This window comes from Agromyces atrinae (assembly GCF_013407835.1).
Taxonomy (GTDB): Bacteria; Actinomycetota; Actinomycetes; order Actinomycetales; family Microbacteriaceae; genus Agromyces; species Agromyces atrinae.
Map to the genome: position 1 here is coordinate 1,155,081 of NZ_JACCBI010000001.1, position 14,020 is coordinate 1,169,100.

Annotated in this window: 14 protein-coding genes and 1 tRNA gene; 8 read left to right on the top strand and 7 right to left on the bottom strand. The window is 70.7% G+C overall.

Annotated elements, in window-relative coordinates:
* Positions 1 to 22 precede the first annotated feature (22 nt).
* The 5 genes from BJ972_RS05590 to BJ972_RS05610 all read left to right on the top strand — a co-directional run bounded on the left by BJ972_RS05590 (position 23) and on the right by BJ972_RS05610 (position 4,777).
* Positions 23 to 649, top strand: a complete 627-nt coding sequence (locus BJ972_RS05590; protein ID WP_129172827.1) for an iron ABC transporter ATP-binding protein — start codon at positions 23 to 25, stop codon at positions 647 to 649.
* 24 nt (positions 650 to 673) lie between these two features.
* A tRNA-Arg gene (locus BJ972_RS05595) sits at positions 674 to 746 on the top strand.
* A 52-nt stretch (positions 747 to 798) separates the two neighbouring features.
* The gene (locus BJ972_RS05600) at positions 799 to 1,995 is read left to right on the top strand and encodes an ROK family protein (RefSeq protein ID WP_164989875.1); all 1,197 of its coding nucleotides are present in this window, start codon (positions 799 to 801) and stop codon (positions 1,993 to 1,995) included.
* A 59-nt stretch (positions 1,996 to 2,054) separates the two neighbouring features.
* Positions 2,055 to 4,013, top strand: coding sequence for a TPM domain-containing protein (locus BJ972_RS05605; RefSeq protein ID WP_129172829.1), 1,959 nt, complete (start codon positions 2,055 to 2,057; stop codon positions 4,011 to 4,013).
* Positions 4,014 to 4,042: 29 nt separating this feature from the next.
* Positions 4,043 to 4,777, top strand: a complete 735-nt coding sequence (locus tag BJ972_RS05610; RefSeq protein ID WP_129172830.1) for a PspA/IM30 family protein — start codon at positions 4,043 to 4,045, stop codon at positions 4,775 to 4,777.
* Positions 4,778 to 4,870: 93 nt separating this feature from the next.
* Here the strand turns inward: BJ972_RS05610 and BJ972_RS05615 are convergent, their stop codons facing one another.
* A complete protein-coding gene (locus tag BJ972_RS05615; RefSeq protein ID WP_129172831.1) occupies positions 4,871 to 5,683 on the bottom strand; it encodes an NAD-dependent epimerase/dehydratase family protein in 813 nt (270 codons plus the stop codon).
* A gap of 69 nt (positions 5,684 to 5,752) precedes the next feature.
* Between BJ972_RS05615 and BJ972_RS05620 the strand changes: the two genes are divergently transcribed.
* Positions 5,753 to 6,574: an arginase family protein gene (locus BJ972_RS05620; protein WP_129172832.1), complete on the top strand. Its 822-nt coding sequence runs from the start codon at positions 5,753 to 5,755 to the stop codon at positions 6,572 to 6,574.
* Between the two features lie 30 nt (positions 6,575 to 6,604).
* Positions 6,605 to 6,985, top strand: a complete 381-nt coding sequence (locus tag BJ972_RS05625) for a Fe-S oxidoreductase (protein ID WP_129172833.1) — start codon at positions 6,605 to 6,607, stop codon at positions 6,983 to 6,985.
* Here the strand turns inward: BJ972_RS05625 and BJ972_RS05630 are convergent.
* Genes BJ972_RS05630 through BJ972_RS05655 form a run of 6 tightly spaced genes read right to left on the bottom strand, consistent with a single transcriptional unit; the run spans position 6,966 to position 13,293 of the window.
* Positions 6,966 to 7,982 carry an iron-siderophore ABC transporter substrate-binding protein gene (locus BJ972_RS05630; protein ID WP_129172834.1) on the bottom strand — a complete coding sequence of 339 codons (1,017 nt, stop codon included), beginning with the start codon at positions 7,980 to 7,982 and terminating at the stop codon, positions 6,966 to 6,968. The two genes, BJ972_RS05625 and BJ972_RS05630, sit on opposite strands and share 20 nt — an antisense overlap.
* A 29-nt stretch (positions 7,983 to 8,011) precedes the next feature.
* Positions 8,012 to 8,845 (bottom strand): ABC transporter ATP-binding protein, encoded by an 834-nt coding sequence (locus BJ972_RS05635; RefSeq protein WP_129172835.1) that lies wholly within the window; start codon positions 8,843 to 8,845, stop codon positions 8,012 to 8,014.
* Positions 8,842 to 9,867, bottom strand: coding sequence for a FecCD family ABC transporter permease (locus BJ972_RS05640; RefSeq protein ID WP_129172836.1), 1,026 nt, complete (start codon positions 9,865 to 9,867; stop codon positions 8,842 to 8,844). Before BJ972_RS05640 ends, BJ972_RS05635 begins: the two co-directional genes overlap by 4 nt.
* On the bottom strand, positions 9,867 to 10,913 hold the full coding sequence (locus BJ972_RS05645) for a FecCD family ABC transporter permease (protein WP_218850996.1): 1,047 nt from the start codon (positions 10,911 to 10,913) through the stop codon (positions 9,867 to 9,869). Before BJ972_RS05645 ends, BJ972_RS05640 begins: the two co-directional genes overlap by 1 nt.
* A complete protein-coding gene (locus BJ972_RS05650; protein ID WP_129172837.1) occupies positions 10,910 to 11,830 on the bottom strand; it encodes a siderophore-interacting protein in 921 nt (306 codons plus the stop codon). The genes BJ972_RS05645 and BJ972_RS05650 overlap by 4 nt, the downstream gene beginning before the upstream one ends.
* Before the next feature lie 38 nt (positions 11,831 to 11,868).
* The gene (locus BJ972_RS05655; protein ID WP_129172838.1) at positions 11,869 to 13,293 is read right to left on the bottom strand and encodes an amidase; all 1,425 of its coding nucleotides are present in this window, start codon (positions 13,291 to 13,293) and stop codon (positions 11,869 to 11,871) included.
* 41 nt (positions 13,294 to 13,334) lie between these two features.
* On the opposite strand from BJ972_RS05655, the gene BJ972_RS05660 reads away from it, so the two are divergent.
* Positions 13,335 to 13,952, top strand: a complete 618-nt coding sequence (locus BJ972_RS05660; protein WP_129172839.1) for a hypothetical protein — start codon at positions 13,335 to 13,337, stop codon at positions 13,950 to 13,952.
* The last annotated feature ends 68 nt before the right edge of the window (positions 13,953 to 14,020 follow it).

Here is a 14,020-nt window from a genome sequence, read left to right on the forward strand (position 1 = left end):
CGACGTTGATAGGGTCGTGCGCATGTCCGGCACATCACCTCGTTCCCCTCGTCTCCTCGGCCGATCGGCGAGCGTCATACTCGCGAGCGCCGGACTCGTGCTGCTCGCCGCGTGCTCCTCCCCCGAGCCGCAGGCCACCCCGTCGCCCACCGCGAGCCCGTCGGCGACCGCCGAGCCGACGACGGAGCCGACCGCGACGAACGAGCCGACCGCGACCCCCGACGCCTTCAGCGCCGACTGCACGCAGTTGCTCTCGAACGACGACGTCTACGCCTACAACCCGAACGTCGGTGCGGCCCCCGACTTCGAGCCGACCACGGCCGCTGCCCTCGCCGTCGTCGAGTCGGGCGGCGTCGCGTGCGGCCTCCTCAACCAGTCGAGCGGTGCGACCGTCGAGTTCGCCGTCGCGAAGCCGGGCGAAGCGGTGCTGTCGCAGCGGAACGACGAAGCCGCCGTCAACTCGACCTGGGTTCCGACGTACGGCACCCCTCCCGATGTCGACGGCTACTTCTCGGCGACGGGCGGACACGGAGAGGCGCAGGCCTTCACCGGGCCGTTCTGGATCGTCGTCGACTCGACCGAGTTCCTCGAGCCCGGCGATGCGGCCTCGCTCGTCGAGGCGATCCGGGCGAACATCGCGAGCCTCTAGAAGTGCTAATCTCAGTAGTTGTGCGCCTCCGTAGCTCAGGGGATAGAGCGCCGGTTTCCGGTACCGTAGGTCGGGGGTTCAAATCCCTCCGGGGGCACTTTTCACGCGTGTGATCGATTCGTCGATCCCGGGTGACGAAAGGGGACCGAGTGGCACGTCGGTCCGCTCGCGGAACGCCGCAATGGCTCGGCGCGGTCAATGACCGCGCCACTCTCGAGGCCCTCCTCGATTTCGGCTCCCTGACGCGCAATCGCATCTGCGAGATCGTCGACGTGTCGAAGCCGACGGCGACCGTCATCGTCGGGCGTCTGCTCGACGAGCAGCTCATCCGCGAAGAGGGACGGGCCTCCGGGTCATCCGGCCCGAGCGCGGTCGTCTACGGACCCCGCCTCGACCGAGCACTCGGGCTCGCCATCGATCTCGATCACCGTGAGCTCCGCGCCTCGATCGTCGATGCCGTGGGTTCGGCGCTCTCGTACGTCGAGATCGAGAGATCGGATGCCGCGGGCGGGCGCTCCGCCGCGGCGGAGGTCACTGCAGCGCTCACGCAGGCCGTCGCGGCCGCCGGGTGCAGCCCTGAGGCGGTGACGACGGCATGCGTCGGAATCCCCGGCTATCTCGAACCGGGCGCCCAGGGCCGTCTCCGTGCCGACGCGCTGCCCGAATGGCCGACGACCGGCCTCCGCGCCGAACTCGAAGACGCACTCGGCATGCCGGTCTCGGTCGAGAACGACGTCGACCTCGCGGCCCTCGCCGAACGCGGCCACGGGCAGAGCCCCGTCGACGACGACGTCGTGTACCTCTGGCTCGGCAACGGCGTCGGCATGTCCTTCGACGTCGACGGCTCCGCTCACCGCGGCGCCTCGCACGGCGCGGGTGAGATCGGCTTCGTCGAGCTCTCGGTGAGCGCCGCCCGTCTCGCGCCGGGTGCGCAGACGGTTCAGGATCTCGTCGGCGGCATCGGTGTCATGCGTCTCGCCCGCGAGTCGGGCCTCGACAGCGCCGACTACACGGCGGCGATCGAATCACTCATCGCCTCCGGACGGTTCGCCGAGGTCGCCGACGACTTCGCCGAGCGCATCGCTCGGGTGCTTCTGCCCGTGCTCGCCGTGGTCGATCCGCACCTCGTCGTGATCGGCGGCCCGACCGCGCAGCTCGGCGGTCGACGCCTCGCCGACGACGTCGCCCGCATCGTGGCGCAGGAGAGCCGGTGGGCGCCCCACGTCGTCACGAGCACACTCCCCCGACCCGTTCACGACGGCGCGCGGATGTTCGCGGCGCAGCGTGTGCGGGAAGCACTCCTCGACTCCGTCGCACACCTCGCCGGCGAGCCGACGCCGCCGTAGACGATGATTCGCCCCCACCCTAGACTCGGCAGCAGCACCCGGAAGGAGCACCCGCAGCGATGCGCGTGAGACGAGCGATCCTGGGCCTTGCGGCCGCCCTCCTCCTGGTGGGGGTCTCCACCCCGGCCTGGGCGCAATCCCCCGTCGAGTTCACCGATTCGCCGATCATCGACACCGTCGGCGCCCTCGACGGCGACAGTCGACCGGCTGAGGCCATGGCCGAACTCGTCGACGACACGGGGCGACAGCTCTTCGTCGCGTTCGTGGACACGTTCGACAGCCCGACATCCGCGCAGGAATGGGCCGACACGACGGCGGTCGCGAACGGCATGGGCGACGAGGACTACCTACTCGCCGTCGCCGTCGACTCCCGCAACTACTACTTCTCGGTCGCGGGCACCTCATCGGTGTCCGACTCCGACATCCAGCGCATCAACCGAGACTTCATCGAGCCGGCGCTCCGCGACAGCGACTGGGCGGGTGCCGTGCTCGGCGCCGTCGACGGACTCGGCGGCCCGTCATCCACCGGGCCGGACTTCGGCTGGGTGTGGGTGCTCGTCGCCCTCGCGGTCATCGCACTCGTCGTGATCATCGTCATCGCCGTCTCACGCCGCCGTCGACGGGCGAGCGCCGAGGCGTCGCTCGCCGAACTCCGTCGCGAGGCCGGGAGCGCGCTGGTGCAGGCCGACGACGCGATCCGCACGAGCGAGGAGGAGCTCGGCTTCGCGCTCGCCTCATACGGGGAGGAGTCCGTCCGACCGTTCCGGGAGGCGCTCACGACCGCCCGTGCACGGATCGGCGAGGCCTTCGCTCTCCAGCAGAAGCTCGACGACGCCGAACCCGACACCGACGAGCAGCGTCGCGCCTGGTACGCGCAGATCATCGAGCTCGCCGATCGGGCCGACGACGCTCTCGACGCGCAGACCGCGGCCTTCGACGCGCTCCGCGCACTCGAACAGAACGCTCCCGCCGAGATCGAACGCGTGCACGCCGCGGTCGAGGTGGCTCGTGCCCGACGTCCCGAGGCCGCGGCGGCACTCACGACGCTCGCTGCGACGTACGCGCAGTCAGCGCTCGACGACCTGCTCGATGCTCCCGCCGAGATCGACGCCGACCTCGAGGTCGCGGACACCGCGATCGAACGCGCGCGCACCGAGGTCGCCGCGGGCAACACGGGTGGCGCCGCCGTCGGCATCCGTCTCGCCGAAGAGGCCGTGACGCGCGCGGCGGCGGAGGCCGATGGCGTCGCAGCGCTCTCGCAGCGCCTCGCCGAGGCCGACGCGGCCGTCGACGCGGGAATCGCCGACCTCGAGAACGACCTCGTCATCTCGGCGGGGCTCCCCGCCGACCCCGAACTCGCCGCGGTCGTCGGCGAGACGCAGCGGGCCATCGCCGAGCTCCGCGCCGGTCGCGCTGCGACGCCTCGGGATCCGCTCGCCCTCGCGTCGACGCTCGGAGTCGCGAACGCACGCATCGACGCCGTCATCCGGCGCATCTCCGACGCCCAGGCCGCGGCCGAGCGGTCGCGCGCGATGCTCGGTCGCAGTCTCTCGAACGCGCAGGCGCGTATCGCGGCGGCGGAGGAGTTCATCGTCGCCCGACGGAACTCGGTCGGCGTCGAAGCACGCACTCGCCTCGCGTCGGCCGGTGCGCTCCTCGTCGAGGCACGCGGCATGGCCGATCCGACGGCGGCGAACGACGCGGCACTGCGTGCGGCGACGCTCGGCGACGAGGCCCTTCGGCTCGCGCACGCCGACCTCACCTCCGACGACGGTCTGTCCGGGCTCTTCCCGGGTGCCGGTGGTACAACGGGAAGTGACTTCTCGAGCGACATCATCGGGGGCATCCTCGGAGGCCTCATCGGTGGGTCGGTCGGTCGCTCGTCACGCGGTGGCAGCTCGTGGGGAAGCAGCTGGGGCGGTTCGTCCCGGCGATCGAGCGGTTCGTTCGGACGCAGTTCGGGCGGACGCTCGCGAAGCTCATCAGGCGGACGTCGCGGAGGCGGCGGACGCTTCTGAGATCTCATCGGTAATCGAAAGGAAGAACAATGACCAAGCAGTCCATCTTCGGGCGCATCTCGCAGCTCGTGCGCGCGAACGTCAACTCGCTCATCGATCAGGCCGAGGATCCCCAGCTGATGCTCGACCAGATGGTGCGCGACTACACGTCGAGCATCGCCGACGCCGAAGCCGCGATCGCCGAGACGATCGGCAACCTGCGCCTCCTCGAGGACGACCACCGCGAAGACGTCGATGCCGCGGCGTCGTGGGGCAACAAGGCCCTCGCCGCGAGCCGCAAGGCCGACGAGTACCGCGCCTCGGGCGACACCGTCGATGCCGACAAGTTCGACAACCTCGCGAAGGTCGCCCTCAGCCGTCAGATCTCGGCCGAGAATGAAGCGAAGGCCGCCGAGCCGCAGATCGCCGCGCAGACCGACGTCGTCGAGAAGCTCAAGGCCGGCCTCAACGGCATGAAGGAGAAGCTCACCCAGCTTCAGAACAAGCGTGCCGAACTCGTCGCACGCGCGAAGACCGCCGAGGCGCAGCGCCAGGTGCAGGAGGCCGTGAAGTCGATCGACTTCCTCGACCCGACGAGCGAGGTCTCGCGCTTCGAGCAGAAGATCCGCCGCGAAGAGGCGAAGGTGCGCGGTGCGGCCGAGCTCGCCGCGTCGAGCCTCGACGCCCAGTTCAACGAGCTGGACGACCTCGGCGAGCTGACCGAGGTCGACGCGCGTCTCGCCGCGCTCAAGTCGGGCGGCACGCCCGGCGCCATCACCGGCTGAACCGTCTGATTCACCGGTTCGAGAGGTCGATCCGTCCGGGTAGCTCGGTCGCCCGAGCCCCGCGGATCGACCTCTCGATCGTTGTACGAGCGATCAGAACGGGCGCTGCCTCGAGAGGGTGAACTCGGGTGTCGCGAGGCTGCCCGCGTGCGGACCCGACGTGACGGGGTCGACGGCACCGTTCTCGGCGCCGACCCGCGACGCGTCGTCGCGCGGCTCGTAGCCGAGAGCGCGACTGCGGTCGAGGTCGACCCAGCCGTGGGTGTTGTCGGAGTAGGCGAGCAGGATCTCGAACCCGTCGACCGGAGCCGTGAGCGCGGCGATCATCGCGCGCTCGGCGTCGCCGGGGCTCAGCCAGATGCTCAGCTGGCGCGCGTCTCGCGGCTTCTCGTCGAACGCACCGATGCGCACGGCGACCACGTCGAGTCCGAACTTCTCGGCGTAGAGACGCGCAACGGCCTCCCCCGCGACCTTCGAGACGGCGTAGAGCCCGTCGGGGCGCACCGGCATCGTCGAATCGACGACCGTGCCGACCTCGTAGAACCCCGTCACACGACCGGTGCTCGCGAATGCGACTCGTGCCACGCCCGCCTGCCGCGCGGCCTCGAAGACGTGGAACGTGCCGATGACGTTCGCCTCGACGAGGTCGTGGAAGTCGGCCTCGTCGGAGACGGCGCCGAGGTGGAGCACTCGATCCGCACCCGCGAACGCGTCGCGCAGCGCGGCGGCATCGGCGAGGTCGATGCGCTCCGAGCGCTCACCGGCGCCGAGGTCATCGATGGGCGCCGAATCGAGCAGGACGAGTTCGGCGACGCGTTCTCGGAGAGCGCGTCGGATGCTCCGCCCGATCCGGCCGGCCGCGCCGGTCACCGCCCAGCGTTCGTTGATCGTATCGATGTCAGCCATGCGCCGAGAATAGTGCCGAGACGGCACTCTCCGGTTCCCGCCACCGCCTCGGAGCGCGATACTGAGGTGATGGCCTCCCGCTTCCTCGTTGTACCCCAGTGGCAGGGCGGTACGTCCGCCCGCGCGATGAGTCTCGCCGACGGCGCTCTCGCCATCCGCGACGATCTCCCCTCCTCGGCGACGACCGTCATCGACGTCCCCGTCGAAGCGGGCGAAGAGCTCGGCACGGGCGTCAAGCGCTACAGCGCACTGCGACGCATCGGTGAGGCGATCGCGCTCGAGGCGACGGCCGCAGGCCCCGGTGTCATCGTGATCGGCGGCGACTGCGGCGTCGCGATCCCCGCCATCGGCGTCGCCGCCGGACGCTCCGCCGGGCTCGCCGTCGTCTGGTTCGACGCGCACGCCGACCTGCACTCCCCGGAATCGTCCCCCTCGGGCGCCCTCGGCGGCATGTCGCTCCGTGCGGTGCTCGGCGAGGGAGCCGACGGCATCGCACTCACCGAGACGGCCGTCGCCATCGACCGAGTCGTCCTCGCGGGCGCACGGGCGATCGACGAGGCGGAACAGCAGCTCATCGACGAGACGCCGCTCACCGTCATCCCGCGCCTCGACTCGGCGGAGGCCGTGCTCGACGCTCTCCGGGCGATGGACGCGACGGACGTGTACGTGCACGTCGATCTCGACGTGCTCGACCCCGCCGAGTTCGCCGGCCTCGCCGACCCCGTGCCGTTCGGCGTCGCACTGTCGACCCTCACCGCGACGATCTCCGGCATTCGGGCCGAATTCAGCGTCGTCGGCTCATCGATCTCGGGATTCTCGCCCGCATCGCCCGAAGCCGCGGCCGACGACCTCTCGGCGATCCTGCGGATCATCTCGGCGCTCACCCGCTGAGCTCACGGCGAGCCTCGGTAGGGTGGTGCCGTGCTCACCCGACTGTTTCTCGACTCACCCCTCAGCCGCCTCGGCCACGCCTACGCGACGACCGTGGGCTTCATCTGGGGGTTCCTCTGGAGCACGGGCCGCGTCGAACGTCGCGAGGGGCTCTTCGTCTTCCGCGGGCTGCCGTCATGGGCGTTCCGCCGGGGAGGCACCTGCGTCGGCTCGTGCTACCTCACCGCGCAGAACGTCACCGACGACGTGCTCGAGCACGAGGCCGTGCACAAGGCGCAGTGGCGTCGCTACGGCATGCTCTTCCCGCTGCTCTACGCCCTGGCCGGCCGCAATCCCCTGACGAACAGATTCGAGATCGAGGCCGGCCTGGAGAAGGGCGGCTACGTGCGCCCTACTTCGAAGCGGCGATAGCGAGCGCGTCGACGAGTTCGTCGAGTCCGTACGTCAGCGACAGCGCGGTCGGCGGCGAGACGGCCGCGATGAGCTCGGTTCCCACGACCTGGGCGACGGCGCCGCGCGCGACGGCCGGGATCGCACCGATGGGTGCCGACGTGAGGAAGGCCGCAGCCTCCTCGGCGGTGTCGTGGTAGCTCAGCACGATGTCGCTCTCGAGCTTGTCGAGCTCTTCGTAGCTCAGCGTGTAGTAGAAGCTCGATTCGCCGTTCGCGAGTTCGTCGACGGCGGGTGCGTTCTCGAGACCGAGACCGAACAGGAACTCGACGCGCGCATCGGCGGCCTTGTAGACGTAGAAGGTTCCGGCGACGTCCCAGACGGCGGCGATCGTCTTGCCCTCGAGCTCGGGGTGCTCCTCGGCCTTCGCCGCGATCTGCGCGTCGAGATCGGCGAGCACGGCGTCGGCCTCGTCGGCGTGGCCGAGAGCCGTGCCGACGGTGCGCACGACGTCCTGCCAGGGCGTCGTCCAGGCCTCGCCCTCGTAGGCGACGACGGGGGCGATCTCGCTGAGGAGCTCGTACTGCTCTTCGGTGATGCCCGAGAAGGGAGCGAGGATGACGTCGGGGTCGGCCTCGACGAACTCCTCGTACGGGGGCGTCTCGCCGTCGTCGGTGAGCACGGTCGGCGTCGGCTCGCCGAGCTCCTCGAGCTTTTCGGCGACCCACGGCAGCACGCCGTCGGCGTCGGCGCCATAGGTCTGCTGACCGATCGCGACGGGAACGACGCCGAGTGCGAGAGCCGCCTCGGTGCTGCCCCAGCCCCACGTGGCGACGCGCTCGGGCTCGGCGGGGATCTCGGTCTCACCGAACGCGTGCTCGATGACGACGGGGAAGGCGCCGTCGGCGGACGCGCCCTCCGACGCGGGAGCGTCGTTCGAGGTCGTCGCGCAGCCGGTCAGGGCGAGGGCGACGACCGCGCCCAGTGCGAGGGCTGTGGTGCGTAGACGCAAGGACATGGTTCTCCTCAGAGATCGATACAGGGGGGTTAGGTAAGCCTAATCTCATTCTCACCGGGATGGAAACGACCGACCGGTACGACGAGCGGGCTCGCCGAGACGGGGTCGGTCGCGATGACGGACTCGAGCCCGAACGCCTCGCGCACGGTCGCGGCGGTGAGCACGGCGGTCGGTTCGCCCTGGGCCTGGATCGCGCCCGCGCGCATGACGACGAGGTGGTCGGCATAGCGCGCGGCGAGATTGAGTTCGTGCAGCACGAGCACGACCGTCGTACCGCGCGTGCGGTTGAGCTCGGTGAGCAGATCGAGCAGTTCGACCTGGTGCGCGAGGTCGAGGAAGGACGTCGGTTCGTCGAGCAGCACGATGTCGGCCTGCTGCGCGAGCACCATGGCGATCCACACCCGCTGACGTTGTCCGCCCGAGAGCTCGTCGACGGCCCGATCGGCGAGTTCGAGAGTGGATGTCGCCGTGAGGGCTTCCGTCACGATGCGATCGTCGTCGCTCGATCGCGAACGGAACCAGCCCTGATGCGGGTGACGCCCGCGAGAGACGAGATCCCACACGCGCACGCCGTCGGGCGCGACGGGCTGCTGCGGAAGTACGGCGATCGTGCGGGCGAGCTGGCGCGGGGCGATGTCGGCGAGCGATCGGCCGTCGAGCGACACCCGGCCGTCGAGGGGGCGGAGGAGCCGAGCGAGGCCGCGGAGCAGGGTCGACTTGCCGCACGCGTTCGGCCCGACGATCGCCGTGATGCGTCCGTCGGGAACCGAGAAGTCGAGCCCGTCGACGACGATGCGACCGTCGTAGCCGAGCCTCAGCCCCTCGGCGCGCAGGTCGTGGGTGGGCGCAGGAATCGACGTCATCCGTCGGCCCCCTTCCGATTCGAGGTGGCGATGAGCCACAAGAGATAGGGGGCGCCGATGACGCCCGTGACGATGCCGACGGGAACCGAGTCGGCGAGCACGTGCTGACCGACGAGATCGGCGACGACGACGAGCGCCGAGCCGATGAGCGCGGAGGGAAGGAGCGCTGCTCCCCCGTCGCGGAGGAGGGCGCGCGCGATGGGAGCCGAGATGAGGGCGACGAAGGCGATCGGCCCTGCGAGGGCGGTGGCGGCGGCGACGAGCGCCACGGCCGCGAGGAGGAGCGCGCCGCGCGAGACGGCACCGCGCACGCCAAGACCGCGAGCCGCATCGTCGCCGAGGGCGAGCACCGGCAGCCGGCGCCCGAGGGCGATGATCGCGACGGATGACACGAGCACGATGCCGGCCGCGATGCCGATGTCGGACCACGAGGCGCCGCCGACTCCCCCGACCATCCACACGAGCGCCTGCGAGACCTCGCGCACGTCGGCGCGCGTGATCATCCAGCCGAGCGCGGCGGTCACGACGTAGCCGAGCCCGACGCCGATGAGCACGAACCGATAGCCCACGAGTCCGCCGCGCCACGCGAGCACCCACATGAGCGCCGCGATCACGAACGCCCCGACGAATGCGCCGGCCGAGACGGCGAAGCCCGAACCGCTCGCGACGAGGAGCACGAAGACGGCGGCGAAGCTCGCACCGGCCGAGACGCCGAGGATGTCGGGGCTCGCGAGCGGGTTGCTGAGGACCGACTGGAAGAGGGAACCCGCGAGGCCGAACGCGAAGCCCGCGACGATCGCGGTCACGATGCGCGGGAGACGCAGCCGGAAGACGACGAACTCGTCGCCGCGGTCGCCGAATCCCGCGAGCGTCGCGAAGACGCGAGCCGGTGTGATGCCCGAGGCACCGAGCGAGATCGCGACGACGCTCGCGCCGAGCACGATCGCGATGAGCACGACCGCGACGATCGCCTGGCGCCGTGACCGTCGGCGACGGAGCGCGGGCAGATCGAGGACATCCATCAGATCGACCTCACCGTCGAACGCCGCACGATCGCGATGAGCACGGGTGCGCCGATGAAGGCCACGATGATGCCCGCCTCGAGCTCGGCCGGGGCCACGACGACGCGCCCCACGACATCGGCCGCGAGCAGGAGCGCGGGCCCGAACAGGGCCGAGAAGACGAGGATCCACCGGTAGTCCCCGCCCGCGATCGGCCGCGCGAGGTGAGGGACAACAAGGCCCACGAGTGCGATCGGTCCGACGAGCGACGTCGCGGTGCCCGCGAGCACGATGACGGCGACGGCAGCGAGCACCCGCGTCGTACCGAGGCGTGCGCCGAGACCCCGCGCGACGTCATCCCCGAGGGCGAGGAGGTTGAGACGACGGCCGAGGAGGGCCGCGACCACGACGCCGGCCACGAGGAACGGCCAGAGCGCGGCGGCGACGTCGAGACCACGACCGGCGAGCGAACCGACCGACCAGAATCGGAAGCGCGCGAGGGTGTCTCCATCGCCGATGAGCACGAGGGTGACGAGAGGGGTGAGCAGCGCTGTGAGAGCGGCGCCGGTGAGAGCGAGCTTGACGGGCGTCGCGCCGTCTCGCCCGCTCGATCCGATGACGAAGACGAGGAGCGCGGCGAGGGCGGCTCCCCCGAACGCGAACCAGACGAACCCGAGGGGTTGGGTCACGCCGAGGGTCGCGATCGCGAGCACGACCGCGAACGACGCGCCCGCGTTGATGCCGAGGAGTCCGGGGTCGGCGATCGGGTTGCGTGTGACGCCTTGCAGCACCGTTCCGACGAGACCGAGCGCGACGCCCGCCATGAGACCGACGACGAGCCGCGGGATCCTCAGCTCGCGCACGACGAGGTGGTCGGCGTTGCCGTCGACGGGTGAGACGAGCGCGTGGATGACGTCGGGGAACGCGACCTGTCGCGTGCCGATTGCAAGGCTCGCGAGCGCGATGAGGGCGAGGACTGCGATCGTCACGACGAGGGCGACGAGGAGTCGCACACGGCGCTTCGTCGGGCTCGACGCCGAGACCACCGGCTGGGCGAGCGCGGTCAACTTCCTTCGGCGCGACCGCGCCGCCAGTACCCCATGAACGCCACCGAACGCCGGTCGAGACCCGCGTCGCGCACGAGGAAGCGGCGGAGCGCCGTGATCGTCGAGGCCTCTCCCGCGAGCCACGCGTAGAAGTCGCCGTCGATGCTCCGGCCCTCGGGGACCTCCCACAGCGTGTCGAGGTCGGCATCGGCGTAGTCGCGGCCGTCGCCGTCGTGGTGCAGGTCGATGTGCCGCACGGTCCACTCGCGCACCGCCGCGACGAGGCGGGAGCCGTGCTCCTCGCCGCCGTCTCGGCCGAGCCACCGCACGTCGACGCCCGCGGGCGCATCGATCTCGAGGGCGTCGGCGGCGCTCGGCACCTCGATGAACACGGCTCCGACGGCGTCGCGGTCGAGCGAACCGACGATCGAGCAGATGGCGGGTGCCGCGGTCTCGTCACCGGCGAGCAGCACCGTGCTGACGTCACCGGGTCGCCAGTCGATGCCGACGTGGGAGTCCGCGCTTCGCGAGTCGGGACCGACGATGATGAGCGCGTCGCCGATCGACGCACCGGCCACCCAGCGCGACGCGGGGCCTTCGTCGCCGTGCGACACGAAGTCGATGTCGACCTCGGCGAGCTCGGAGCGTACATCCCGCACGGTGTACGTGCGGAAGGCGTTCTGCTGCTCGACGGGCAGCTCGCGCCACGGCCCGTACCAGTCGTCGCCGCGCGGGAAGAATTCGAACCCGCCGTCGAGCGGCAACACGATCTTGATGCGCTGGTCGAGTCGGTGGGTGCCGAAGTGCTCGAGCTCGTCACCCGTGAACGTGACTCGCGTGAAGTGCGGAGAGAGCGAACGGATCGCGCGCACCGTCACGTCGTAGGAACGGTAGGCCGGCCGGGGGCGCGTCTCGACGTCTTCTGCTGAGGTAAGCATTACCTCAGTTTCGCACGGCGCGCGTCATCCGCCAATCGTCACCAGAGAGCAGGATGCCGCACCGGGCGACGCACCGCTCGCTCGAGCTGCGACGCGAGCGACAGGAGCACCGCCTCGCCGCCGGGACGACCGATCAGCTGCACCCCCATCGGCAGGCCGTCGTCGGTGTCGTGGACGGAGACCGTGATCGCCGGCAGGCCGCTCACGTTGACCCACGACGTGAACGGCGTGTACCTCACCTGCTGATCGAAGTTCCGCTCGCCGTCGGAGGCGTCGTACCAGCCGATGGGCCGCGGCGTCATCGCGAGCGCGGGAGTCAGCACGGCGTCGAAGGTCGAGAGCTGCGCGATGAGACGCATCTCGTAGTCGGCGAGCCAGGCGAGCGACTCGACGAGCTGCCTCGCGGGAACGGCTCGCCCGCGCTCGAGGAGCCAGCGCGTGAGGGGTTCGAGGAGTTCCTCGCGTTCGCCGTCGACGGGAATGGCTGCGGCGCCCGCCTGCCAGATGGTGCGGAAGGCCGGCGCGTACCCCGGTTCGGGATCGAGGACGAGGTCCTCCGTGCCGTGTCCGCGCCGCTCGAGTGCGGAGCGAGCGATCGTGAGCGCGGCGAGGGCGGGCTCCTCGATACGGATGTCGGTGTACTCGTCCCACGCGGAGCTCGTCGTGACACCGAGCTGGAAGCGCCCCTCGCCGTGCACGGCCGACGCGAGGAACGGGCCGTCGTCGCCCGGTGCACGCACGGCGGAGCGGTGCGCGGCGGGCAGCCCGCGCGGCGAGATCATCCCGTCGAACAGGAACGCGGCGTCGACGACCGACCGCGCGATCGGGCCGGCGACCGCGAGACCCGCGAGCGAGGCGAGGCCCGAGCCTCCCGGCACGCGACCGCGCGACGGCTTGAGGCCGACGAGGCCGCATGCCGCTGCCGGAATACGCACCGACCCTCCGCCGTCCGAGCCGACCGCGAACGGCAGCAGACCCGCGGCGACGGCCGCCGCGGCCCCACCGCTCGAGCCTCCCGCTCCGAGTTCCGTGTTCCACGGATTGCGTGTCGGGCCCGAGGCGAGCGACTCGGTGTACGAGGGAAGCCCGAACTCGGGAGTCGCGGTCTTGCCGAGGCTCACGGCGCCCGCGTCATCCATGTCGATGACGAGCGGATCGCTCTCGTCGGGCACGAACCCCGCGAACGCGCGCGAACCGAAACCGGTCGGCACGCCCGCGCGGCGGAGGAGGTCCTTGTCGGCCGAGGGCAGACCCCACAGGGGCGCGGCCGTCGGGACGGTGTCCTGCACGACGCGCGCACGCTCGAGAGCGGCGTCGCGCGTCACCGTGACGAACGCGCCGACCGCCGGATCGATGCGCTCGATGCGCTCGAGGTAGTGCGCGGTCAGCTCGACGGGGCTCGTCTCGCCGGCCTGCAGCAGTCGCCAGAGTTCGAGTGCGGAGAGATCGTGGAGCTCGCTCATTCCTCGAGACTAACGACGCGGCCGCTCACTAGAGTGATCGTGTGACCGCCTGGATCGTGCGCCACCCGCTCTACGCGGGCTGGGTCTGGAGCGCCCTTCTCGCCATCCTGCTCGTCATCGCCGATGGCTTCGACTGGCCGACGCTCGTCTGGAGCGGCATCCTCATCCTGCTCATCGCTCCGTCGCTCGGGGCGACCGTGCTCTACCTGCTCGCGGCCCCCCGGCGACAGTTCGAGGGCGCCGAATCGATCTTCGGCCACTTCTTCACGCGCTACATCGCACTCATCTTCGCCGTCGTCGCGTGGGGCCTCTCGGTCGTGCTCGGTGCGGCGATCTCGACCTCGATCCAGCTCGTCGCCGAGGGCAAGGAAGACGATGTCGTCGGCATCGGTTTCGAGCTCCTCATGGGCGCCTTCCCCTTCGTCGCGGGGCTCCTGTGGCTCGCGTTCATCTGGCGCTGCGCCTGGTTCCTCGCTCGCGTGCGCGGCTGGAAGCAGATGGCTGATCACCCGGTCCCCGGCCGTTTGCTGCCCGATCGGCCGAACCTCCGCCGCGTCGTCATCGGGCTCGCCCACCCCGCCCTGTTCTTCGTGACCGGCATGGTGTCGAGCCTGCTGCTGCTCGCCATCGGCGCGGACGCGACGATCCTGCTCGACTGACCCGCGCGCAGGAGTGCCGCTCACGCGACGGAGTGCCGTTCGTCGGGCACTCCCCCGCGCGAACGGCA

Excerpts from the sequence above, each read along its gene's own strand:
- BJ972_RS05635 (WP_129172835.1), bottom strand. The coding sequence starts at position 8,845 with ATGACGTCGATTCCTGCGCCCACCCACGACCTGCGCGCCGAGGGGCTG.
- BJ972_RS05605 (WP_129172829.1), top strand. The coding sequence starts at position 2,055 with ATGCGCGTGAGACGAGCGATCCTGGGCCTTGCGGCCGCCCTCCTCCTG.
- BJ972_RS05615 (WP_129172831.1), bottom strand. The coding sequence starts at position 5,683 with ATGGCTGACATCGATACGATCAACGAACGCTGGGCGGTGACCGGCGCG.
- BJ972_RS05610 (WP_129172830.1), top strand. The coding sequence starts at position 4,043 with ATGACCAAGCAGTCCATCTTCGGGCGCATCTCGCAGCTCGTGCGCGCG.
- BJ972_RS05590 (WP_129172827.1), top strand. The coding sequence starts at position 23 with ATGTCCGGCACATCACCTCGTTCCCCTCGTCTCCTCGGCCGATCGGCG.
- BJ972_RS05655 (WP_129172838.1), bottom strand. The coding sequence starts at position 13,293 with ATGAGCGAGCTCCACGATCTCTCCGCACTCGAACTCTGGCGACTGCTG.
- BJ972_RS05640 (WP_129172836.1), bottom strand. The coding sequence starts at position 9,867 with ATGGATGTCCTCGATCTGCCCGCGCTCCGTCGCCGACGGTCACGGCGC.
- BJ972_RS05620 (WP_129172832.1), top strand. The coding sequence starts at position 5,753 with ATGGCCTCCCGCTTCCTCGTTGTACCCCAGTGGCAGGGCGGTACGTCC.
- BJ972_RS05650 (WP_129172837.1), bottom strand. The coding sequence starts at position 11,830 with ATGCTTACCTCAGCAGAAGACGTCGAGACGCGCCCCCGGCCGGCCTAC.
- BJ972_RS05630 (WP_129172834.1), bottom strand. The coding sequence starts at position 7,982 with ATGTCCTTGCGTCTACGCACCACAGCCCTCGCACTGGGCGCGGTCGTC.